The organism is Mesorhizobium sp. B2-5-7, assembly GCF_006440875.1.
In the GTDB taxonomy this organism is placed as follows: Bacteria; Pseudomonadota; Alphaproteobacteria; order Rhizobiales; family Rhizobiaceae; genus Mesorhizobium; species Mesorhizobium australicum.
Genome location: NZ_VFUO01000010.1, coordinates 49,940 through 73,729, shown reverse-complemented (window position 1 = coordinate 73,729; position 23,790 = coordinate 49,940). Strand labels below are relative to the sequence as shown.

The following is a 23,790-nucleotide window of genomic DNA, read 5'->3' as shown; positions in this document are numbered from 1 at the left end:
GTCCCTGCGCTATGTCAATTCCATTCCGCTTCGCGCGTGTAATCACGCCCTGCAAGGAAAAGGCGGGATTTGATCCCGCCTTTCTATGTTTCGCTCGCATCATGCCGATCGAGCTGCCAGCCCCTCAACGGGTCTGGATTGAGGAAGTCACGCTGGTACCTTCTTTCTAGACCGCTTCTCGGGCGCCGAGACTTCAGGCTCTTTCGGTTTGCGCCCAAGTCCCATTGTCTTGGCCAGGGCAGAGCGCGCAGCCGCATAGTTCGGCGCGACCATGGGATAGTCCGCCGGCAGACCCCATTTGGCGCGATATTCATCGGGTGTCAGCCCGTAATGGGTCGACAGATGGCGCTTTAGCGATTTGAATTTCTTGCCGTCCTCAAGGGAAATAATGTAGTCCGGCGTCACCGATTTTCTGATCGGGACGGCCGGCGTCAACGCCGTCGGCTCTTGTGCGGAGACGCGACCGGCCGCCGTGCGTTTCAAAGCTTCGTGCACTTGGCCGATCAGGGCAGGCAACTCCCCCACCGGGACGGGATTGTTGGAAACATAGGCTGAGACAACATCCGCGGTAAGGTCGATGAGGTTGTTGGCGTTTTCGAAGTCTTCTTCTGGCATGAAACTCTCCAGTGGATTGGTCTGCGGAGCGTGGCCTTCTAGTGATGATTTCCGACGAACGCAACAAATCTCGCGACAGGATTGTTCGGTGCTCGTCCAACATCGAGGTCTATAGCGCCAGTTACAAGCTGTCGCGACGCTGATCTCCTCGGAAATCGCCGTCCATAAGCGCCCGGTATCCGCCGTTCAGTCGCGATCTTGTCGGTTGAGTTGCGAGAGGACGACGCAGAAAAATTGTAAGCACCAAGAGCCGTGCACCTGGAAGACCTTGCGCGTACGAAACAGGTCGGCGTTGCGCCAGCGTGGGGCGACAGGCAACAGAACCGACCAAGCCCTCAGCGAACAAATAGCGATTGCGCGCCCGCCACTGTTGGTATCGGGGGCCGTCGGGGATAAATCGCAGTCACTATTTTCGCCGCTCGATCATCTTGGTCGACAGGCACCATTCCCTTGATCCACGGATCTAGCGCAGGGCGTTCGCAGGCCGCATGTGGAGAATGGTTTCCGTGCACATAGTCGGACTCTATCTATGAAAATTCTATTGCCTGGCGGTGGCTGTTGCGCTTGTGGCGGCCACAGCTTTGCTGAGCAGTCCCTTCCGCCAGACCTCAGGGAAACGGCACTGGCCATCTTCAAGCCCTTGCCATCCATACTGGCAGTCACCAACAACCCAAGCACACCGGAGAAGGTTGCCCTCGGCAAGGCGCTGTACTTCGATCCACGCCTCTCGTCCCCAGGCGTTTTCTCCTGCACTTCGTGCCACAACCTGGCCACCGGGGCGACGACAATCGTGAAACTTCGATTGGCCATGGTTGGCAGAAGGGGCAGCGCGACGCGCCGACGGTGTTTAACTCTGTCTTCAACAAATCACATTTTTGGGACGGTCGCGCCGAAGACCTGAAAGCTCAGGCCAAAGGGCCGATACAGGCCGGTGTCGAAATGGCCAACACACCGCATCGAGTGGTCGAGACGTTCAAATCGATGCCGCAATATGTGGAGTTGTTCCAATCTGCTTTCCCGGAGCAAGCCGATCCCATCACCCTCGAAAACGTGGCCATTGCACTCGCAGCCTACGAGGCGACACTGGTCGCGCCGGCCCCCTTCGACGCCTACCTCAATGGCGATGACACCCCCATTGATCCCGAAGCGAAACAGGGCTTGGCCCTTTTTATGGAAAAGGACTGCTCCTCCTGCCATTCCGGTGGGGAAGGCTATTATCCATTCGGCCTCGTAGAGTAGCCTGGCGCCGACATCCTGCCGGAGAACGACAAGGGACGATTTGCCGTCACCAATGTACCAGATGATCCTATGTTTTCCGCGTGCCATCGCTGCGCAACGTAGCAATCACCGCGGTATACTTTCATTCGGACAAGGTCTGGGACCTGAGCGAGGCGGTCGCCATCATGGGCACCACCCAGCTTGGCCAAGAGCTAGCGCAAATCGAAATCGATCGGATCGGTGCCTACCTTCATTCGGTGACCGGAAAGCGACCGGAGATCACAAATCCCGTCTTGCCAACTGAAACGCCCACAACACCTCGACCTCGATCCTAGGCATTGCGAAACAGGTGATCGCGTCGGAGCCAGTGAGCGTTCCTTGACCCATCTGGCGAATTGCCACAGGCGCTGCCGTCCGATTGGGCCGTGATAGGTCGCGGCGCGATTGAGCGTCGCACGTTGATGGCAGGAGCCATGGTTTTGCACCAGCCATGCTCCCGCTCTTGGAGATCTTCGGCAGGCCAGGGCGCTGTCCGTCAGCATTAGGCCGGCCAATCGCCTCACCAGTCCATCACCACCTTGCCCGAACTACCGCTGCGCATCGCATCGAAGCCGGCCTGAAAATCGTCGATTCCGATGCGGTGGGTGATCAGGCCGGAAACATCCAGCGGGCCCTGCACAAGCGCGATCATCTTGTACCAGGTCTCGAACATCTCGCGGCCGTAGATGCCCTTGAGATGCAGCATCTTGAAGATGACCTTGTTCCAGTCGATCTCGAAGCCGGTCGGCGCGATGCCCAGAATGGCGATCTTGCCACCATTGTTCATGGTGTCGATCATGTCGCGGAAGGCGGGGGCTGCGCCCGACATTTCGAGGCCGACATCAAAACCCTCGGTCATGCCGAGTGCCGGCATGACATCGCGCAGCTTTTCCTTCGAAGCATCCACGACATGCTGGACGCCGAGTTTTTTGGCAAGCGCCAGCCGCACCGGATTGATGTCGGTGATGACCACTTTTCGCGCGCCGACGCATTGGGCGACGAGCGCGCCCATGATGCCGATCGGCCCGGCGCCGGTGACCAGCACGTCCTCGCCGACCAGATCGAATGACAAAGCGGTGTGAACGGCATTGCCCAGCGGATCGAAGATCGCGGCGATCTCGTAGGGCACATCATCGGGGATCGGCACGACATTGTGCTGCGGGATCGCCAGATACTCGCCGAAGGCACCCGGCCGGTTGACGCCGACGCCGAGCGTATTGCGGCAGAGATGCCCTCGCCCGGCACGGCAGTTGCGACAATGACCGCAGACGGTGTGGCCTTCGCCCGACACGCGCTGGCCGAGCTTGTATTCGGTGACCGCCGCGCCGAAATCGGCGACGGTGCCGACGAATTCATGGCCGGTAACCATCGGCACCGGCACCGTCTTTTGCGCCCACTGGTCCCAATTGTAGATATGCACGTCTGTGCCGCAGATCGCCGTCTTTTTGATCTTGATCAGCACGTCGTTGGGGCCGATCTCCGGCACCGGCACCTCTTCCATCCAGATGCCCGGTTCGGCCTTGGCTTTCACCAGCGCCTTCATCATGTTCGACATCAGATGCTCCTTACACCTTGGTTTGATTCCACTCTCGCCTCTCCTCTGGTAGCCGCACAACGGAAAGGTGGGGTTCGGAGAGCACAGCTGAGATTTCTGGACCGATGGGTATGTCGAGGCTGCCATGGTGTCGAAGCAACACTCCACCGCGAGCGGCGCGTGAAGATCCAGTTCCAGCGAACCTCAGCGGAAACCGAGCAAGCGCCGCGCCAGATGCAGCGAAGTTTCAATTCAAACGATGAGGAATGAGAGTAGCTTGCGGCTCGGGCTATGTTGTCGATGTCCGCCACATGCGGCGCAATCACTCTACACGATGCTCTCGATGGTCGATCTCACCGCGATATCTCAATAGTGCGGACGCACAGGCGGCATCCGCAAACGTGCCCCTCGGTGAAGTGTCTGCTGACCGCTGGCTGTGTCAGAGCCAGAAGCTCATGGACGAAGCCGCCTTCTCCCACCTCGTGCTCTAGATCATCCGTCCTCTGACCAGAAGCGGCTTCCCAGATAGCCCCGCCGCTCAGTCGTCCAGCGGGCCTTCGGCTGGACGACAATGCCGAGCCCCCCTCGTGTCTACCGACCTGCGCGCGGCTTCTCGATGGCGTCCTTTCTGCCTCAAATTATCCGCGAAGCCCGCTGGTCACATATTTGCCGTCACAGGGACCCAGCGGCCTGCGCCTGGGCCTTCTCCCGCAGCGCCCCTGCTGCAGCGACCATGTTGATGAGGGCAGGGCGGATCTCCTCCCATTTCCTTGTTTTGAGACCACAGTCCGGATTGACCCACAGTTGGCTATCCGACAGTCGCTCGCGGGCAAGTTGGGCGAGATGCAAAATCTCGCCGACTTCTGGGACACGTGGTGAGTGAATGTCGTAGACGCCAGGACCGATTTCGTTCGGATATTAGGACTTCGTGAAGGCGTCTAGCAGTTCCATTTTGGAGCGCGACGTCTCGATCGAGATGACGTCCGCGTCCAGTTCAGCGATAGAATCGATGATCATTGAACTCCGAGTAGCACATATGCTGTGAATTTGGGTCGCGTCCTCCACGCCGGTAGAAGCGAGGCCGAAGCATTCGACAGCCCAGCCGAGATAATGTTTCCATAGGTACAGCCGATCTCCCCCCTTGAGGGTCCCTTGAGGGGGAGATGCCCGGCAGCACCTTGCCGATATGCCCCCTACAACAACCCCGCCTGCTCAGCCTCGCGGCACAGATTCTGCCGAGGCCTGGGGCCGATCTGCTGGATCACCAAGCCGGCCGCCAGTGAGCCAAGGTCGCCGCAGGTCTGCAGGTCGCGGCCTTGCGTGTAGCCATGCAGGAAGCCGGCGGCATAGAGATCGCCGGCGCCCGTCGTGTCGACCAGTTCCTTGATGGCGGTCGCCTTGATCACCACCGTCTCGTCGCCGCGCACGATCACGGAGCCTTTTTCCGAGCGGGTCACGGCGGCGATCTGGCAATCCTTGCGGATCTGCGCCAGCGCCTCGTCGAACGAGGATGTCTGGTAGAGCGATTTGATCTCGTGGCTGTTGGCAAAGACGATGTCGACCGTGCCCGAACGCATCAGCTCGAGGAATTCGTCGCGGTAGCGGTCGACGCAGAACGAATCCGACAGCGTCATCGACACTTCGCGGCCTGCCGCGTGCGCCAGCTTCGCCGTCTGGCGGATCGCTTCCTTGGCGCGCGGCGGGTCCCACAGATAGCCTTCGAAATAGGTGACCTTGGCGCCAGAAGCCTTATCGGCCTCGACATCCTCCGGCCCAAGCTCGACGCAGGCGCCGAGATAGGTGTTCATCGAACGCTCGCCGTCAGGGGTGACGAAGATCATCGACCGCGCCGTCGGCGGCTCGCCCTTGAGCGGCGTGGTGTCGAAGGCGACGCCCTGTGCATGGATGTCGTGCGCGTAGATTTCGCCCAGCGCATCGTTGGAGACCTTGCCGAAGAAGGCGGCGCGGCCGCCAAAGCTGGCGACGCCGGCCGCCGTGTTGCCGGCGCTGCCGCCGGAGGCTTCGATCGCCGGGCCCATGCGGCTGTAGAGCAGTTCGGCGCGGTGGGTGTCGATGAGGTTCATCGCGCCCTTGATGATGCCGTTGGTCTCCAGGAATTCCTCGTCGCACTGGGCAATGATGTCGACAATGGCATTGCCGATGCAAAGCACGTCATAATCCGGCATCAAAATCTCCGCCAAAAACCCGAGCCGGCTTCTTGCCACGCCGGCCCGGGGTGTTTCTTTCGAGTGTGGAATGGGTCGTCCTTTGCCGAAAGGATCCAATACCGACGCATCAAGCAGCTGCGGGTCCTGCCTCACGCGACAGGTCGTCAGCTCTGTCCGTCTTTTCCCAGGTGAACTCCGGCTCTTCGCGGCCGAAGTGTCCGTATGTCGCGGTCTTGCGGTAAATCGGCCGTAAGAGATCCAGCGCCTTGATGATGCCTTTCGGCCGGAGATCGAAAAGCTCAAGGACGGCGCGTTCGATCCGTTTTTCATCAATCTTTGCGATTCCGAATGTATTGATGAGGACTGAGACCGGTGCGGCCACACCGATCGCGTAAGCAAGCTGAACCTCGCACACCTCCGCAAGTCCGCTGGCAACGACGTTTTTTGCGACGTACCGCGCGGCATAGGCGGCCGACCGATCAACCTTGGACGGGTCCTTGCCCGAAAAGGCACCGCCGCCGTGACGCCCCATGCCGCCGTAGGAATCGACGATGATCTTGCGGCCGGTAAGCCCGCAATCGCCTCGCGGCCCGCCGACCACGAACCGGCCGGTTGGATTGACCAGGAACCTTATTCCCGTCGTATCCAGGTCATGGGGCAAGACCGGCCTTATGATCTCCTCAATGACGCCTTCGCGGACGGTGGCCTGTGAGACCTCATCATCATGCTGCGTCGACAGGACTATGGTATCGAGCGCTACCGGTCGCAAACCTTCATAGCGGACGGACACCTGAGATTTAACGTCCGGGCGGAGCCAGCCAAGGCGTCCAGTTTGGCGCACCTCTGCCTGTTTTTTCGTCAAATCGTGAGCAAGTTGGATTGGCAAAGGCATTAATGTTTCGGTCTCGTTGCATGCGTACCCGAACATGAGGCCCTGATCTCCCGCTCCCTGCTCGAGATCCTGCCCTCGTCCCTCGTCGACCCCCTGGCTGATGTCAGGCGACTGCTCGGTCAGGGCCAAGATCACCGCGCAACGACGGCCCGTCAAAGCCGATCGCATCGTCGTCATATCCAATGTCCAAAATGATATCGCGGGCAACTTGGCTGTAGTCGATCTGCGCGTGGCTGGTGATCTCGCCAGCCAGAACGACCATCCCTGACTTCACCAACGCTTCACAAGCAACGCGAGCCTGAGGATCCTTGCGAAGAATCGCATCGAGGACGCCATCTGAGATATTGTCGGCCATCTTGTCGGGATGTCCCGCGCCGACGGATTCGGAGGAGAACACGAATTGTCTGGTCATGGAATATCCTCGCTTCAAACGTTGGAATTAAATGTGACAGCTGATCCGGCCATCTTATCTGTCGGAGATGCCAGGTACGTCGAACGCAGCGCAGAAGTCGGCCGTCACTGCTGGCGTGCCTAACCGAATGCCGCTGGTGAGCGCGGGATGCCGCCGGTCGCCCGGCACCATGTTGAAATTCGTGATGATACCTGCTTGCGACAAGCGCTCGGCATAGGCTTTCCCGGACAGCGGCCGGTCCCGTAGATCAAGGATCAGCATGTGATTGTCAGTGCCCCCCGTGACGAGTTCATAACCTCGCTCCAGAAGCGCCTGGGCCAGAGCCTTGGCGTTGTTGACGATCTGCTGACCGTACACTCGGAACGACGGATTCCCTGCTTCGTGCAGAGCGACAGCTAGCGCTGCAATCGTATTCATGTGCGGTCCGCCCTGCAGGAGAGGGAACACGGCACGGTCTATGCGTTTGGCCAGATTGTGTTTGCTCTTGGAATGATAGAGTGCCTGATAGCGGTCTTCATTCCTTGACAGTATGAAGCCACCGCGGGGACCGCGTATCGATTTGTGAGAGGTGCTGGTGACCACATCGCAATGGCCTACAGGATTGGGGTGCACTCCTGCGACAACGAGGCCGCTGATGTGGGCGATGTCGGCCACCAGGTAGGAGTTCACCTCCGAAGCAATTTTGGCCATTGCCTCGTAGTCAAAGATACGCGGATAGGTGCGGTACTTTTCCGAATGTCATGATTTTGAGCGCCTTCTTGAAATCCGCCCCAGGCGTCATTGGCGTCGAGCCGATCGCTCTCAGTCCAACTGGCCCGGAAAATTCACTTTTCGCCCAGCTTCGAGATTGCGCACGATATTTTCGACTGCGATCTGGTAGAACTCACCGACATGGAAGGCCATGGCACCATCAAGGTTTCGTTGGTGATATGAAATGATGCCGATCACGCAATTCACCAGAGCGACTACAGCGGACTCGTCCAAGGGGTAGTCGGCGTAGATGGCATTCGGATCACTGAAATAGCGCTTATCGAGATGCGCGAAGAACTTGTCCCGCCGGCCCATGATCATCGCAATCGTCGTCCTGTGGGCTTCCAGCTCATTGAGCTGTTCCTTGATCAGGCTTGGAGATGGTGTCCCCGATTTCCAGGCGATGTGCATCTGGTTGTCGAGGCAAAACTCGAGGAACCTGAATAAGCTGCGGTCGCTGCGCCTTGGACTTTCAAGCAGCTTGGCAGTGGCAAGATGGAGATCGACTTCGATCGAGCGCATGATCTGGTAAAGTAGTGGTTCTATTCGCCAGAGCCTGTCCCCGTGCTCTTCGCATTGTTTCAATAGGGACGAATACGTTGCCAGCTTGATCACCAGACCCGGTGGGTTGTTCCCATGGACAAGCGCGGCATAGCGCCCGAGGCGCTCTTCATAGTTGGCCTGAATCTGTGCCTTCATCGATCGTCGTTCCTTCCGGAAAGAACCGGCAATCGCACGCACAAACCTGTTTCGGCGCAACCGCAATGAAAATTTGCCCGCCACCACCCATGCCGAGCGGCGGCAATTATTGCTGACGTTGAAGTGTGAGCCCGCTGTAGTGTCGCCATATTCTGCGCCATCAAGTATCTGGCTAACTAACATGTGGTCACATGCCACAAATTTTTGCCATAAGCATGATTGATTCCATTCAGAACTTGAAATTCAATGTCATGGTTTGGGAGAGATAATCCCGTTCAGCATTGCCATGAGGAGGGAAGAATGCGGAAAATGGGGGCATCCGATAACGGCAAGTTGAAAGTGCACGCCATTGCGGGGACACGCGTCGTGTTGCTGGCGCTGGATCTGTCCAAGGCGGATGCGCGGGGGTTGAGAGGCTTCGCGTTTCGACGCCGCGTCAATGGTGGTGAATGGTCGTGGCTGACAGGACTGAAGATATTCGAGAAGCTGTTCCCGCAGGGCGTCAAGGCTGCGGAGGATGGCAAGATACCGCGGTTCTTCACGAACGAGCATCCGATTCAAAGCTTTATGTGGAGCGACTATCAGGCCAATCCGCAGACCAGATATGAATTTGAAGTCTCGGCCATGTTCGGCGAGCCGGGTGCGCTTGAAGCCCGCCATACCGCAAGTATCGACATTACCACCGAGGCAGAAGACGACGGCAGACATGGTATCTGGTTCAATCGTGGTGCCATCGCCAGCCAGGCCTTCGCCGAAAAGTTCGGCAACAAGGCGCTCGGCGACGACGAGTATAACGATCCGGAAAACAAGGAGGTCGCGTGGTTGTCGCGCGGCCTGCTTGAAGCGTGTATCGCCCATATTCGGGAGACACCCGCGGGCGATGGGCTGCGCGTGGCGGCCTATGAGTTCACATATTTGCGCTTCGCGAAGGAGTTGAAGGCTGCTATCGACCGTGGCGTCGACGTACGCATAGTGTTCCACGACACAAAGGTCAACAACGCGAACGCAGAACTGGCTGGGCTAGCGGAGAAGGTTGGCAACCGCACGATACTGTTTCGGCGCACGAAAACCAAAATCCCCCACAACAAGTTCATCGTGCGTCTTGCTGGCGGGACCGACCCTGTCTCGGTCTGGACAGGCTCGACCAACTTCACGCCCTCCGGCTTTCTGGGGCAGACGAACGTCGGACATAAGGTGACCGATGCCGGGGTTGCAAAAACCTATTTTAAATTCTGGACCGGTCTCACCAGCGATCCCGATGACGACCACGCAACGGTTGCAGCTGTCGGTCTGACCCCCAACCCAGCCAATCTTGTCGGTCCTGGCGTCACGCTTGTGTTTTCACCGCGCACCAGCACGCGAATGCTCGATTGGTACGGCGCGCGTATCGCGGACGCAAAAACGTCCTCCATGTTTACGGGTGCCTTTTCCGTCGATCCCAAGATTCTGGCGCCCATGGCCGCGAAAGGGCCGTCGATGCGGTTCATTTTGCTCGAGCGGCCTCCGACCGAGGCAATCGAAAAGGCACAGCAGGAGAATCCAGCCGATCTGCAATTCTCGTACGGCGCCATCCTTGGCAAAGAGAAGATGGAAGTTGAAGAGCGGACTGGGCGTAGCGCCACGGGAAAAAAAGTCACCAAGATCGTGCCGATACCTCATTTCAAGATCGAAAGTTGGTTTCTCGATGAGGAACTGGAACGCCAGAGCGGCGATGGATTCGTCTTTTTCATCCACACCAAATTCCTGCTGATCGATCCTCTATCTCAGGATCCGCTGATCTGCACAGGATCGGCGAATTTTTCCGGAGGCTCCCTTACCGCAAATGACGAGAACATGCTGTTGATCCGCGGCGACACCCGGGTCGCTGATATCTACCTGACAGAGTTTGACCGGATATTTCGCCACTTCTACTCTCGCGACATCATCAACAAGATCGAAAAGTTGGGTGGCGAAGCCAAGGTTGGGATACTTGATCCATCGGGCAAATGGCTCATCGCCTACTATGCCGACGACAATGCCAAGTGTCACAAGCGACAAATGTTCTTCGCCGATCCGGACGCAAGTTGGAGCCAGGCGGCACCGGACGATCACGACATATTCAAGGGCGAAAAGAAGCTGCCTGTGATTTGACCTGAAATGGGCCCAAGCGTTCACCAGGCGAGCGCCACCTGCACGTCTGCGCACCTTCTGAAGCGATTGGTCCCGCGGGCCGCAAAATTTTCGTTGCGGCCTATCAAGACCGTTCGCGTAGCGCTAACGGCGCGGTGATGTTCGCTTGGTCGTTGCCTTTTGCGTCGCCTTGGCCCCCGGCTTCCGCCCAAGCCCGCTGGACTTTGCCAATGCAGAGCGTTGGGCCGCGTAATTCGGCGCGACCATCGGGTACTCTCGCGCCAGCCCCCACTTTTCACGGTATTGCTCAGGCGTCAGCCCGTAATGAACACTGAGGTGGCGCTTCAGCGACTTGAACTTTTTCCCATCCTCCAAGCAAATGATGAAGTCAGGCGTCACCGATCTCTTTGGATTGACCGCAGGCTGCGCGATCGGCTCTTGGGCTGCCGTTGGATGACCGATGCCCGACAGTGTCGAATGAACTAGACTGATGAGATCTGGGAGACCGGTCACTGGCAGGGCATTTTTGGCAACGTATGCCGAGACGATATCCGCGGTCAGTCCGACCAGATCGGCTTGCTCAGCTTCTTTTTCCTCGCTCAAAATATATTCTCCTGATGATACGCAATTGCCCAAGGGTGAATATGTAGTGCAAGTTTGAGCGCGCGCCAATCGCGGCAGCCAGAACCTCCTAAAGGTGCGGTCTATCCCCTAAGGCCGACCTAGTCGGCCTCTGCCGTACTTGTGCGCGCAGGCTGTGTGATGGTTGGTGAAAGCAGCGCGGTCATTTGCAGAAGCCAATGGGAGCGATGCGCACATGTAGAATTGCTCGGTCGAACCAAAGATGGGTCGGCGAGTCGGCATTGGCGGCGTTTCATTTGGCGCCCCTCGCCGGGGGCTGTCGGTCCCGCATCCCGCCTTGCGTCGGCGCTATGCTGATGCTCCTTCGGCCGCCCTGTTAAACCGTCTCAGGGTCACGAACTTTCTCCAGCACCGCACTGCCTTTGGTCGCTATCGCGGTCATTTCGGTGCTTCCGTCTTGTACGCCATTGTCCCTCGACGAAAGCGCGGTTCCGTTGATGACCCCGCGCTGACGTCGGCGCTTTGGCAGGCGCTTGGGATTGCTTGCCCAGAGATGACAACCGCTTTGGCGCCAAGATGGCATCCATGAGTTTGGCATAAGCAGCGTGTCTGGCCTCTTTCTGGACAAACCCTTCGCATCTTGCCCGATATCGCTTTTGCTGCGTTTGGGGTGATAAACGTGAACCAGCTTGTCGCCGCGCCGGCACACTCCAAAATGCGGCTGGCAGTGTCCCCGGCGTGAACCTTGCTGATTAAATGACAGCCTGCCGACGCTTGGGTGGCCAAGCAAATGCGAAACCGCCATCCTTGATCGGCCACGCTAGGCCGAAACCGTTGTCGAACGCCAGCGCTCGATCATCAGCGTTCGTCACTTCAGTCTCTACAACTATCAACTGTTTGCCGTTCCACCGCTGGTGCTGCCGATAGTCAAGAAGTTGCCCAATGGCTGTTCGAATCGCGAACCTAAGGGTCGACGGTTCGGTTGGTTTGATCTCAACCATGACCTCATCTCGCTTGTCAGCTACGTACCTTAAGTCGTCGCAGAAGGTGGCCGGGAAGGTCACGCCAGGAAACCGATCCTTAAGATAGGCTTCGAACCGTCTTTGCAATCTGTTGTGGCGGGGATGGACCACGGCTTCATATTTTTCCACATAACGCGAATACGCATTGGATGCAGCTTCCCCAGCTCGTCGTTTTCTGCGGGTTGCCGACGACGGGCGCCTAGTTTCACGCTCGCCCTCAAGAAGTTTTCTGACAGACCGGACAAAATCGCGCGCATTGCGGTTTTTCGTATCTTCCGCGTACCACCAACTGACCTGGCCGCTCCAACCGGGACCTCGCTCAAGCTTCATGCGTCGTTCCGATGAAGGCAACAGCCTGACGTCCTTGATCCTGGCCTTGACACGGAAGCTGGTGATTTCATCCTCCACGTGCCGCACCGATGGGAATTGGCCGTTGAATTTTTGTCGATGACGGTAGATGCGCGCGTTTCGGTACCAACCGACCACACAGCGCGGATCGCTCCCCTGTGTCGGAGCCGTCCAGACTATATCGACGCCATCGAGGAAGTCGTCCTCGGGACCGGCCCCAAGGCGCTGGATGTTGACCTGCCGATCCTCTTCGCCCTTGATGGTTTCGAAGTGGCCGTAGACATACCCATCTTCACAGGCAACGAAGTTCAACTCCTCACCGCAAAAGCCTTCCAGAACTGGAAACCCGCCGCCGCCTTTCGGAGGATCGTTCGGATCCCTGCCGGCATAGTGGTTCATCCATGCAATGTTGCAGAAGAGCAATGGCATTCGTTGTTCCTTATGACTGATGCATTATCGCTTTGACTGGGAGAAACCGGGGCGAGCCAGATCCCTATGGGATGAAGCTCCTTCGGCTGGCGCGCGGCCAAAATCGTCGCCGTTGCTACTCGCAATATTGGTCTTCTTCAAATTGGTAGTCGCCAAGTTGGCGGCGCGCGGCAAGAACCGCATCGAGACGCCAGAAGACCGATCCATCCGCGATGCGCGCGTCGGTAAGCAGACTGCGCGGTCTTGTAATTGACAGGGCCCGCAAAAGGACCGCTCTTGCTTGTGCGTCCGGTGCGAAGTCCTGGAGCGAGCGCACAAGGTCGAATCCGCTTGGGTCGCCCGTCGGTCGCAGTTTGTGCGCCAGCGCGCGATAAAGGACATCAAGGCCTGCGTAAGAGAAGTGGTTGGAGGCGTACCTTACGAGGAGGTTGATCGTTGCTGGCGAACTCCCATGATCGCTCCTCAAAGCCGCCGACAGCGCCTGCGCGACTGACACATCCGTCACCTCAACGATTTGGACCCCGGTAAGCGGATCGGCGCTGCGTGGCGGTGCTATCTGAATGTCGTACTCAACGCCTTTTTCCAACCCTGAAACCCATCGATCTGGCATGGGCGTCCAACATGCTAGGTCTACCATCTCGGACGCGTATGCCGCGACATCACGGTCTTGCTTGATGCCGTTGTCCAGTCGAAGGACCAATTGAGCTAACGCCTCGGCACTGAGGAAGCGACCTTGAGCCGCTAGCACGCGCGCAGCAAGGCTGGCATCAATCGGCAAGCAGGACGAATTTTTACCAGACGTGCCAAGTACACAACCCCACAACGGTGTGCTCCACTCCTCGCTTAGCGGAAGCACGCGCGCGAAACGTGGCAACCAGGTCGGGTCCACCCAGAACATGTCGTGGTTGATAACGAGCAAGCCGTATCGCCGAATGATCAGATCGAGATCACGTCCGTTAAGTTCGCCGCGGCGGGCGAGCAGCAATATTGGTGGAAGTGACCAGGAGCTGGTGGCGGAGCCCTCTGCGGCTTGTCTTTCGGAGTCCTTTGCCATCAACCACATCATCATTCCGGCTCCGTTGCCCATGCCCGACGCTTGCGGGCCAGCAGCGAAGTATTCGACGATTTTTGTCGAAAGCTCGCACCAACTCGCCGCGCACCTGGCCAAGCGTGGAAAGACCGCGGCGTTCGGCGCCAAGGTGAGTTTGGGACTTCCCGCCACATCCTCGACGAACCGTAGAAAGGCGAGCCAGTCCGATGGTCTGACAACGTCGCGTTCTGCCCGAACGGAGGTCAACAGGATAGCGGCCTCCAACGAGCGTCGCCGCGCGTCCTCGTCCCGGAGCTCACCAAAAGCCAGGGCAAGCCCGGCGAGGTAAGTCCGCACAGCCTGATCGGAAAGCTCCGATAGGCCATAGTCGGCGACCGTTCGCACGTCGTCGACGTTGTAGAGATCATCGATTTCTGGACCGTTCAAAAGGAAATATGTCGCGGGGCAAGACCGCGCTCGATCAAGCAGCGCAGCTTCGAGCGCAAACTGGTAATCCCACAATCGGTCGCGCTTGACGTCCTTGGAATCACAGACGTCAATCACACCGCTGCGCGAAGAGACAAAATGCAGCCGTCGACCGGCGTCCTTAGACAATTCGGACGATAGCCGGAATTCCCAGTTTTCCTGGTCGCCTATCGGGTGACTGACAAGCCCACCTACACCGCCGCGCATCAGGGCTGTCCGCGCCTTGATGCGTTGCTCGTCCCAACGCGGCGAAGCAGGTTCGAGATCGTCGGCGGCAATCGCCAACTGCACTCCCGATCCCATCGCGCTCGGAAGCAATGAGGACATCCATGGCGGGCCGGGGCGTACCTCGATCCAGCCGTTCGGCTGCACGGCGATGTGATATTGCAGGAAGTACAGGAGCATGCAGATGGCGACTACAAGCGCTGCACTCCAACCGAAAACGCGCCGTACCCTTCCAGCCAAGGCTCGTCTGGGTTCGGGGGCTAAGGGCGGCCCAATGGTCTTGTCGGACCATTCGAGCGCAAGATGGCCGGAGCCACAAAGCTCCGGCGACTGCCTGCGACCGCCGGCGAAGAGGTAGGCAAGTTGCTCGGTACGCTCCCTCGCGAAAACAAAGAGCCGCGCCAGGTCGCTCGACGCCGATCCCCCGGGCGACGGCTGCGTAGCGGTCCCGGGCATTGCGGCCAGTGCAAAGAGCCGCTTGTCTACGAGCGCTTCGTGCAGGGCAATCGTGAACAGGCCTCGGCCGAGAGCAGGGTGCTCGTAAGCCAATTGCTGCGAAGTGGCGCCGGAGAGGACCAGGATGTTGTCGTCGCCAAGTCGACCCGATAGCGCTGCCCGAAAGTCCTTCGCAACGCCGCCGGCATGGCAAAAGTCAAAAACCGCCGAGACCTTCGCCGGTCTGGCAAGCATGACAAGATCGGCAAGCCCGGCGCCGGTGAGGTCTATTTGGTCAGGATTAGCCTCATAGGTGCAGAACCAGGTCTGGTCCGTGCTCTGGTCACCATGACCCGAAAGGACCAGGATGAGTTCGCAGCCTCCGACTTCTTCACTCGCGCCAATCTCTCGAAACATCGCTTCAAGCGACTTGCGGGTAAGGTTCTCGTCGTAAAGCCCTGTGGGGGCATCGCTGGAAGCCAGAACGGCGATCGCATTGGCCAGCGCGGAGGCTCCCTCCACAGAATAGCGAAGCCGAGACCGTGAACTCATGTAGATAGGGCTGGAAAAGCGATCGGCAGCTATACTACAAACGCTTCCGGAAGGATGCACATCGCTGGAGGATTGATCATGAGCGGCGGAGTAGCTTTGACCACTGCGCTCGGCGTTTTCCTGGTTGGTATTTTCGGAGGGTTCGTCGCTGAGCTTGTTCATTGGTATGGCCTAAGGACAAATCCGCGATTTCCAGAATACCTGAAAAGTGCACTCTACTGGATTATCACAGCGCTGATGATATTTGTATCCGGCGCTTTCACTTGGTTGAATTTTGGCAGTCAGGCGCAAGCATTGACTGCATTCCAGATCGGGCTCTTGACCCCGCTAATCCTGCAAAAGGTCATTGCGGGGGCCGCTGGCGCGGAAACGGCTCGCTCACCCCGAGCCAATGTGACCGATTTCTTCCGCGGCTAACAATCTTCGACGATCCACGAAGCATTAGCCGTCCGGGGCTCTGCATCGCGAAATTAGCGCGACTCGATTTTACTTGCCAAGTCGCCAGTTCGGGCAGACTATGCGGGTGTGGGTCTTCACGAGGAGGGATCGTAAGTCATGACGAAGATTACTCTCATCGAATCTGCTGACCGCGAGCCTACAATCAAGGTCAAGCCGGGCGTAACCATAGAGCAGGTTGAAGTCAGCGTTTCCGACGAAAAGGGCAATTCAAAGCCGCTTGCGACACTTTGCGGCTATGACGCAACCTACTGCGTGGCCCTGATCGAGCAGAGCTGACGGTTGGCAGCGTGCCATGTACTCCACATCACGCTACAATTTCTCGATCCCTACAAAGACCGGCAGTATCATTCTTTACAATGCGCGAACGGGAGCGTCGCGTCATTTTGCGGGGAGCGATGCTGCCGATCTCGGCTTCGCTCTTTGCAGGCACCCCGCAAAAATCGATCTCACCAATCTAGGGGAAGCGCTGTCGCAATCCTTGCTGAGCGGTGGATTTGTTGTTGAGCCGGGGTTCGACGAAATAAAGCAAATTCGGGAGCTCTTCCTGCAGACCAAGGCAGAGTCCCCAATCATTGTGACCATCACTACGACCAACAATTGCAATCTAGGGTGCTTCTACTGTTTTCAGAAGCGGGACGAATCCACGCTTGAGTTTGGCAATGTCGATAAGATCGTCGAGCGCGTTGAAAACATTCTGACTGCTTCCGGCAAGCCAGCCCTACACATTGATTGGTATGGCGGCGAGCCGATGTTGAATCGGGCCTTTCTGGAAAAGGCATCGTCACGGCTCCAGGCACTCTGCAATCAGTTGGGACGGCGGTACTCAGCGTCGATCTTGACCAACGGCACACTGTGGCCTGGCGATCCCTTGGCTTTCGCCCGCATCCACATGATTGAGCGCGTTCAGGTCACCTTCGACGGATTTGGCAAATCCCATAACAAGGTACGGCGCTACCGTCGCGGATTTTCCGGCGAGGATCAGTTTCAGGGCGCTATCAGACTGATTGAAGCTCTCAAACGGGATGTGACCGTTGATATCCGTTTCAACCTGGGTACGAAGAACAGTGCGGATCTCGTTTTGCTCGCCGAATTCGGGATGACAAACGGCTGGTTCGAGAAGGGGTCAAAGGCAACGCTGCAGATCGCTAAACTGACGCCTTACTCAACCGAGGTCGATTTCATCCGCAAGACTGAGCTGGCTTATGCGGAATTCGAGGCCGCCAGGGATGTCGTGCGCGCCATCGTCCCAGAAATCTATCTCGACAAGACAGCCGCATTGGATCGCTACCCCCACCCAAGAAGATCCGTGTGTGCTGCGATTGCCGAGGATTCGATCGTCATCGGCGCTGATGGATCCCTGTACAATTGCGGCCTCCAGGTTACCGAACCGCACCGCGCTGTCGGACAACTCGATCGAGAATCCACCGCACAACAAGCCACGCAGGAACAATGGTGGGACGGGTTCGATCCGACACGCAACGAAAAGTGCAGCACATGCTCCTTTCTGCCGCTGTGCTGGGGGGCTTGCCCAAAGCTTCACCTGGAGCGCGATACGGCATCGCTCGATCAACAGAGCGAATTCTGGCGGACCATGCTGCCGAGGCGATTGACATCCTCGCTCGGACTGCAGCTACCAACCGATTTTGCCTTAACCGCAACGGACCAATTCAAATCCGCGCCGCCCGATCGTCGCTAGGCTTGTGAGAAGTCAAGGCGGGGGTCGTGTCAACACTGATCGGATCGCGGGTCTTGCGAACTCCGCGCGACGGCGAATTTGCTCTACTGAAGCAGGGCTCTCAGGCTTTCTGGAGCGCCCTCGAGCGCGAAGGGGTTGAGGATCTGCCTTCGCCAAAACAACTGACGATCAATGACGCTAAGATTGGCTTCCTCGCAGACGCGATCCCACTGATCGCGGATCGTTGTGATCTGTGCCGCCGCGATCGCGGTGGCGTCCTCTTTAGACAACTGGAACACCGCATGTGCCTGAAGGCAGACCGCAACCTGGCTTGATCGGTTGTTGCCGAGGATCAACATCGCTTGGCCCGCCTCGTTGCCGGCGCGCGCCTGCGGGCAGATGTCGTAGGCAGGGGTCAGCTCCAGCTCGGAGCCATTCCAAAATGCGGCATGATTGCGGGCATGGTCGTCCGTGTTGCCGCAAAGGATATTGAAGACTACCCGCGAATACAGCTCCTTCAGCGTTTTCTTTGGATCGCTAAAGCGATGGCGGATGATCGGCGCCAGATCTTCATAGCTGGCATAGCGCGCCATCATCTCATCGAGGCCGAGCATCGTCAGTGCAGAAACCATGCTGCGGCGGCGCCATTGATCGCCTGACTTTTGCCGGTCGAAACGGGTGATGAGCAGGACATCCTTCCCTACGGTCTGTGTCAGGCGCACCGGTGCCGCATTGATCCCGACCATGCCGGCAAGCCGCATGGCGATGAACTCAGCCTTTACCACGCTGTAGACGTCGCCTTGAGAGGAGAATTTCGCGATGAATTTTGCATCCGCGTCGGCGATCAGTGCTTTCGGCCGGGCTCCGCCGATGGAGCTTCCATGAAACAAGGCCTGGTCCAGCTCGGACGTCAGCGGCACACCCTCTTCGACGCGGGCGGCAGCGCTCAAAAGCTCCTCCAGCGATGCGCTTCGCGATTGGCGTGGAACGTATCTGCTGGGCGACGCCTGGAAATCGAGCGCGCCTATGCGGTCAGATCCAGACTCCAACAGGTAAGTGAGCTCGTCCAGCGCCGCGGGATCGATCGCGTTGCCCTTTTTGCCCAGGATAAGGTTGATGATGACGCGCCGGCCCCAGGCATCAGGCGCTGCGTCGCGAATGCTGTTGGGCATCGAAAGACCAGGCGACAGCGGCAATCCGCCTGCCTTCAGCGGCAATTCGGGGTCGTAGATCGCGATCGCGTCTTCGCGGGCCAGGTAGGAACGGCCATAATTGAATAGCAGCTTGTCGCCGTCACGCGTCAACAGTCCGGCAACAACCGGCTCCGTCGCTTGTGGCAGCCAAATCCAGACAAAAGCCTCGCGGGGTGCGTTTTCAGAAGTCATCTTTCACCGGACCGGTTGACGTGCGTACGGCCTGGGGAAGAAGCGTCAGCGTTGCGGTGTTCGCCGCTATGTGCTGGGCAAACGTTGCCAGGTCGCTATCGAACAGCCTTACTCCCACGACGGCCGCGGCCTCGAAGACAGCGCCGATAGCGCAGCCGAGGTCGCCCCGTTCAATACGGTGGACGAGACCACGCGATAGACCGGCACGCTCACCGAGCTCCTCGACAGTTATGCGACGCTCGATGCGTGCGCGCCGGATGAGTTGCCCTAGGAGCAGCGCGGCGTCGCGGCTATAACGCGAATAAGACCTCGATGCGGGCTTAGCCATGATCATGTTCCATTAATGGTACTTTTTACCGCTTTGCGCTCCATTTATAGCGCAAAAATCCCTCTGACAAGCCATTGCTCGTCACGGAGTCTCATAAATAGGACGAAAAATAACTTTGCGACCTATTTATGGTACAATTAAGCTGCGGAAACGGCCTTTTTGCGGCCCAACATTAGGGCCTGCTAACGCGAAAGCGTCGACAACGGCAGCCTGCTATGCGTCACTGACGTCAGGGCGACTCATGGTGATTTTGAAGCTGAAATTTCTCCGCAGGAAACTTTAGATGACAAGCGGTTTTCCCCAGCCCTCTGCAAAAGATGCGGCCGCGGCCTATTTCAAGCGCCGGCTGACGATCAGCGATACTTCCAAACTCGACCCCGGGGTTGATGAGCCGGGGCTTCTCGCTCTTGCCGGTAACAAGATCGTTCTTGGCGAGCCTGGCATGGGCAAGAGCGAGCTCATGCGCGAGCTCGGACGGCAGTTAATCGTTGAACCGGTGACCGCGATCCGGTTCATCAACAGCAAGAACCCGGCCAAGCTGGTGGCGATGGGCAAGCCGATTTTGATTGATGGCCTCGACGAGGCCATGTCCAAGCGCGAGGGCGACGCCGTCGATGCAATCCTCGCCCAGCTCGAAGAGGCCGGTTCGCCGCCGTTCATCCTCTCGTGCCGCTCGCGCGAATGGCAGGCGCGCAGCATAACGGACCTGCGCCAACTCTACGGTGCCGATCCCATTGTGCTGACGCTCGAACCCTTCAACCGTTCAGAAGCGCGCGCCTATCTCGTTGCGCGGTATTCAACCGTGGATCCCAACCATGTGCTCGACCATCTCGCCTTACACGGATTGGAAGAGCTTTATCGAAATCCCTTGACGCTTGGCCTGACTGGACGGGTCGCCGAGACCGACGTGCAATTGCCGGGGACGCGGGCTGCCTTGTTCGAGCGCGTCTGTACATTGGTCTGGCCTGAGCACGATCCGGATCGCCAGAATATGGGATTGGCCCAACTCACTCAGGATGAAGCGCTTGATGCTGCAGGGGCAATTGCTGCTGGCCTTTTGTTTTCGGGCGCTGAAGCTGCGAGCGCTGCGGGCGCATCGCAGGTTCAGCAAGGTGATCTGCGACTGTCAGATTTGGAAAAGCTGCCGAGCGCCAAGGCCGCGCGGGCGATTTTTTCCTGCAAGCTATTTCACAGCGTTGGTCCTTCGCGGGCCAAACTTATTCACCGCGTCATCGCAGAGTATCTCGGCGCACGTTGGCTCTCGCGACAGGCCACCACTCCGCGGACGCAGCGCCGCGTTCTGGCACAATTGCAGGGCAGCGGCGGCGTTTCCGCAAGTCTGCGCGGCATTCATGCCTGGCTTGGCTACCATAGCCCGCCAATGGCCGAGCGGATCATCGCCGAAGACCCCTACGGTGTGCTTCGCTATGGGGAGACCGCTGCGCTGACCCCGCATCTGGCCGATTGTCTTTTCGAGGCGCTGCGCAGGCTCGCTCACGACGATCCGTATTTCCGGTCGGCCGATTGGGACATCAAGACGGCGGCGGGCCTGATGATCGCGGCCCTCAAGCCCAAGATCAAAGATATCATCGCGGCGGCAACGAGCAGTGTGCATCTGCGTTCGCTCTTGATAGAAGGATTGAAGGGCACATCCCTGGCCGCCGAGCTGGCCGACACGCTCGAAGTAATCGTCCTGTCGAGAGAGCGCTTTTACGCCGAGCGCGCCGACGCGGCGGACGCCCTCATGCCATATCGCGACCGCGCCTGGTGGCAGGCGACGGTGGCAGCTTTGGCTGATCAGGGCGGCGACACCTCGCGCCTTGCGCGCAAGCTGATCCAAGCCATTGAGGGCGATGTGCCAGACGCGGTGCTGGTCGCAACATTGTTCGGCGAATTAGGCTTAACAAGTTGTCCGCTGCCACGCCGCAGGGATCGGCGCGTCCACACAATCCGCCCATATCGGCGCCTGTTCGACACGATAGCTACGGCACGACTGGCCGGAATACTGGATTTGATCGCCGAATATGCGGAACTCTTGACCAACGACGATTGGCGGCAGGCCGGCGAAGTAGCAGACATCGTGGCTCAGCTGATCGTCCAGGCAATTGATAAAGGCATTACCGGACCGGCCCAAGCTCCTGCGCTGTGGCGCTGGCTCAAGATCATTGAACGGTCCCATCGCTCCCATCGTGAAGAATACCAGAGCCTGGCCGACCGATTGTCGACGCACGATGCGTTGCGACGCGCGGTCCAGGAGCACGTTCTTGCGACTGACCGCCGCAAGGATAGCCTGTGGGCGACCGAGCACCATTTACAACACCGTTTGGTCGGGCTCACAACACGACCAGGCGACATTGTCTGCGCGCTCGCTCGCTTGGCCGAAGGCGACACAAAAGACGCTGGCCTGCGTGAAGATTGGAAGGACTTGTTGCAGATTGCCAGGGGCCCAAGCGGGCTCGATCCCAATGTGCGGCTGGCCGCGGAAGCGTTCCGGCGCGGCGACAAGCAACTGGCTAGGTTCCTGCGCAAGCTCGAAAATCCCAAGAAGCCCGCCTGGAAGGTCCGTCACGACAAGAAGGAAGCCATTTGGGTGCGCGAGCAGAAGGCGGCCTTCGAAGTGGTACGCCACCAGTTGGAAAAGGTGCGCGACGATCTGCGCTCCGGCGGACTCACGGCAATCTTCGAGCCCGCCGAAGCCTATCTTGGCATGTCATCCCGCGATTTGCCGAATGACCTGCCGCCGGCCGAGCGTCTGGTCAGCCTCCTTGGACCGGCGCTGGGTGACGACGCACTGACCGGATTCGAGGCCGTTCTTCATCGCCCCGATCTGCCCACCGCCGCTGAAATCGCTGAGGGTTTCGCACATGGGACGTTCTATAACTACAGCGGCCCGATCATGGCCGGACTTTATGAGCGTCTGCGCACCGGGAAGAGCTTGGCCGACCTTCCGGGTTCTCTCAAACTGGCGGCCCTGCTGCTCAGCTACGACGATCACGGCTGGAGCGTTGAGAATGAACAGGAGCGGCTGCAAGCCGCGCTGGAGGCCGAGGTCATCCCCACTGCCGAATCCCGCATCGCATTCGCGCGGCTCTGGATGGAACCGGCGTTGGCAGCCGGCAGCGATCATGTCAGCGGGCTCTACAAGCTCGCCCACGATCCTGCCTGGCAGGCGACCGGAGCTGCGCTGGCCGCTGAATGGCTGACGGCGTTTCCCAACGTTCCCGAGCAGGTCGAAGTAGGGCTGGTCGACTGCCTGACCCAGGCTGGCGCGGTCGATGCACTGCGCGATATCGCAGAGGCGCGCGCCGCGATGGTGTTTCGCAATTTCGATCATATGCTGTCGTGGCTTGCAATTGATGTGCTGGTGCGTTTTGAGTTGGTGAGGCCGGATCTCAACACGATCGGTGCAGGTCATCCTAGGTTCATCTGGTTCCTGCGCAACCGAATCCAATTCGAGCGGGGCGGCGGTATGATGCCGCTGTCGGTCGCACAGGCGGAATGGATCATTACCGAGTTTCGTGGGCATTGGCCCTACGCAGTGCTCAACGGCGTCGGCTCGGGCGACACAAACGACTATGACGCAACTGACTTTCTGCGCTCCCTGCTTGGTCTGATCGCTGGCGACACCAGCGTCGAAGCAAGCCAAGCCATGGCGCGCCTCGTTGCCGGATCCAATGACGGCTATGCCGAGCTGATCCGGCACATGGCAGCAGAACAGCGGCAGAAGCGGGCGGAAGAGGATTTTTCAGGGCTGGCGCCGAGCGATTTGACAGCGCTCCTCGACGACGGACCGCCCGGCAATATCGAAGACTTGAAGGCGATAGTGCTGGAAGAGATGGACATCGCGCGGCGCAAGCTCGCCGGTGATGATCTCGATACGGTTGTAGAATTCTGGACGGATGCTGGCGTTCCGCGCGACGAGAACCGCTGCCGCGACCGGCTGGCGGCGATGATCGGACCGGAATTGGCCCGCTACGATATCCAGCGGATTACGGAGGCGGACATGCCTCAGACCAAGCGGGCGGATCTCGCCTTCGCGCGCGGCACGATGCAATTGCCCATCGAGGTCAAAGGTCAGTGGCACCCGAATGTCTGGGATGCGGCGACCGACCAGCTCGATGTTCAATATCTCGTCGACTGGCGCTCCGAACAACGCGGCATCTACTGCGTCCTGTGGTTCGGCAATATGCCCTCGGCGAGCGGTAGGCGATTGAAGGCCAGGCCCAACGGGCTTCCCGCGCCCGCGAGCGCCCAAGAGATGAAAGAAATGTTGAAGGCCGCGATTCCCGAGGCGCGCCAGCCACTGATCGAGGTGGTTGTCCTCGATCTAATCAGCGGAAGACGCTGAAACGGCGCTTCGAGCCATGTGAGAATATAGTGGAGTCAGGTTCGGTCGCT

The 23,790-nt window shown here is 58.8% G+C and carries 13 protein-coding genes and 4 pseudogenes; 5 read left to right on the top strand and 12 right to left on the bottom strand.

Annotated elements, in window-relative coordinates:
- Positions 1-147: 147 nt before the first annotated feature.
- Entirely contained in the window at positions 148-615 is a 468-nt protein-coding gene (locus tag FJ543_RS29750) for a MucR family transcriptional regulator (protein ID WP_064994187.1), read from the bottom strand.
- 551 nt (positions 616-1,166) lie between these two features.
- Between FJ543_RS29750 and FJ543_RS29745 the strand changes: the two are divergent.
- Positions 1,167-2,168: pseudogene (locus FJ543_RS29745) on the top strand (cytochrome-c peroxidase).
- Positions 2,169-2,392: 224 nt separating this feature from the next.
- Here FJ543_RS29745 and tdh read toward each other — a convergent pair.
- From tdh to FJ543_RS29715, 6 genes and pseudogenes are all read right to left on the bottom strand, one after another.
- A complete protein-coding gene (gene tdh, locus FJ543_RS29740; protein WP_086081359.1) occupies positions 2,393-3,427 on the bottom strand; it encodes an L-threonine 3-dehydrogenase in 1,035 nt (344 codons plus the stop codon).
- Positions 3,428-4,078: 651 nt separating this feature from the next.
- Positions 4,079-4,525, bottom strand: a pseudogene (locus tag FJ543_RS29735) (5-methyltetrahydropteroyltriglutamate--homocysteine S-methyltransferase); the annotation flags it as partial.
- Between the two features lie 74 nt (positions 4,526-4,599).
- Positions 4,600-5,592, bottom strand: coding sequence for an adenosine kinase (locus tag FJ543_RS29730; protein ID WP_086081358.1), 993 nt, complete (start codon positions 5,590-5,592; stop codon positions 4,600-4,602).
- A 109-nt stretch (positions 5,593-5,701) separates the two neighbouring features.
- Positions 5,702-6,878 (bottom strand): annotated as a pseudogene (gene metK, locus FJ543_RS29725) (methionine adenosyltransferase).
- A 54-nt stretch (positions 6,879-6,932) separates the two neighbouring features.
- A pseudogene (glyA, locus tag FJ543_RS29720) lies at positions 6,933-7,595 on the bottom strand (serine hydroxymethyltransferase); the annotation flags it as partial.
- An 84-nt stretch (positions 7,596-7,679) separates the two neighbouring features.
- The gene (locus FJ543_RS29715; protein WP_198327536.1) at positions 7,680-8,510 is read right to left on the bottom strand and encodes a hypothetical protein; all 831 of its coding nucleotides are present in this window, start codon (positions 8,508-8,510) and stop codon (positions 7,680-7,682) included.
- Between the two features lie 117 nt (positions 8,511-8,627).
- Here FJ543_RS29715 and FJ543_RS29710 point away from each other — a divergent pair, with 117 nt between their 5' ends.
- The gene (locus FJ543_RS29710) at positions 8,628-10,457 is read left to right on the top strand and encodes a phospholipase D-like domain-containing protein (RefSeq protein WP_176479562.1); all 1,830 of its coding nucleotides are present in this window, start codon (positions 8,628-8,630) and stop codon (positions 10,455-10,457) included.
- A gap of 123 nt (positions 10,458-10,580) precedes the next feature.
- Here the strand turns inward: FJ543_RS29710 and FJ543_RS29705 are convergent, their stop codons facing one another.
- The 3 genes from FJ543_RS29705 to FJ543_RS29695 form a co-directional block, all read right to left on the bottom strand.
- Positions 10,581-11,039 carry a MucR family transcriptional regulator gene (locus tag FJ543_RS29705; protein WP_064993350.1) on the bottom strand — a complete coding sequence of 153 codons (459 nt, stop codon included), beginning with the start codon at positions 11,037-11,039 and terminating at the stop codon, positions 10,581-10,583.
- A 731-nt stretch (positions 11,040-11,770) separates the two neighbouring features.
- Positions 11,771-12,817 (bottom strand): hypothetical protein, encoded by a 1,047-nt coding sequence (locus tag FJ543_RS29700; RefSeq protein ID WP_064993349.1) that lies wholly within the window; start codon positions 12,815-12,817, stop codon positions 11,771-11,773.
- Between the two features lie 115 nt (positions 12,818-12,932).
- Positions 12,933-15,707: a caspase family protein gene (locus FJ543_RS29695; RefSeq protein WP_140698301.1), complete on the bottom strand. Its 2,775-nt coding sequence runs from the start codon at positions 15,705-15,707 to the stop codon at positions 12,933-12,935.
- A 393-nt stretch (positions 15,708-16,100) separates the two neighbouring features.
- Between FJ543_RS29695 and FJ543_RS29690 the strand changes: the two genes are divergently transcribed.
- Together FJ543_RS29690 and FJ543_RS29685 are read left to right on the top strand one after the other, a co-directional pair.
- Complete coding sequence (locus FJ543_RS29690) at positions 16,101-16,280, top strand: hypothetical protein (RefSeq protein ID WP_064993346.1); 180 nt, start codon at positions 16,101-16,103, stop codon at positions 16,278-16,280.
- Between the two features lie 16 nt (positions 16,281-16,296).
- Positions 16,297-17,700, top strand: a complete 1,404-nt coding sequence (locus FJ543_RS29685) for a radical SAM protein (RefSeq protein WP_064993345.1) — start codon at positions 16,297-16,299, stop codon at positions 17,698-17,700.
- Positions 17,701-17,783: 83 nt separating this feature from the next.
- On the opposite strand, the gene FJ543_RS29680 is transcribed toward FJ543_RS29685, so the two are convergent.
- A complete protein-coding gene (locus FJ543_RS29680; protein WP_064993344.1) occupies positions 17,784-19,064 on the bottom strand; it encodes a HipA domain-containing protein in 1,281 nt (426 codons plus the stop codon).
- Positions 19,054-19,392: a helix-turn-helix transcriptional regulator gene (locus FJ543_RS29675; RefSeq protein ID WP_064993359.1), complete on the bottom strand. Its 339-nt coding sequence runs from the start codon at positions 19,390-19,392 to the stop codon at positions 19,054-19,056. The genes FJ543_RS29680 and FJ543_RS29675 overlap by 11 nt, the downstream gene beginning before the upstream one ends.
- A gap of 283 nt (positions 19,393-19,675) precedes the next feature.
- On the opposite strand from FJ543_RS29675, the gene FJ543_RS29670 reads away from it, so the two are divergent.
- Positions 19,676-23,740, top strand: coding sequence for a hypothetical protein (locus FJ543_RS29670; protein ID WP_064993343.1), 4,065 nt, complete (start codon positions 19,676-19,678; stop codon positions 23,738-23,740).
- Positions 23,741-23,790: the final 50 nt, after the last annotated feature.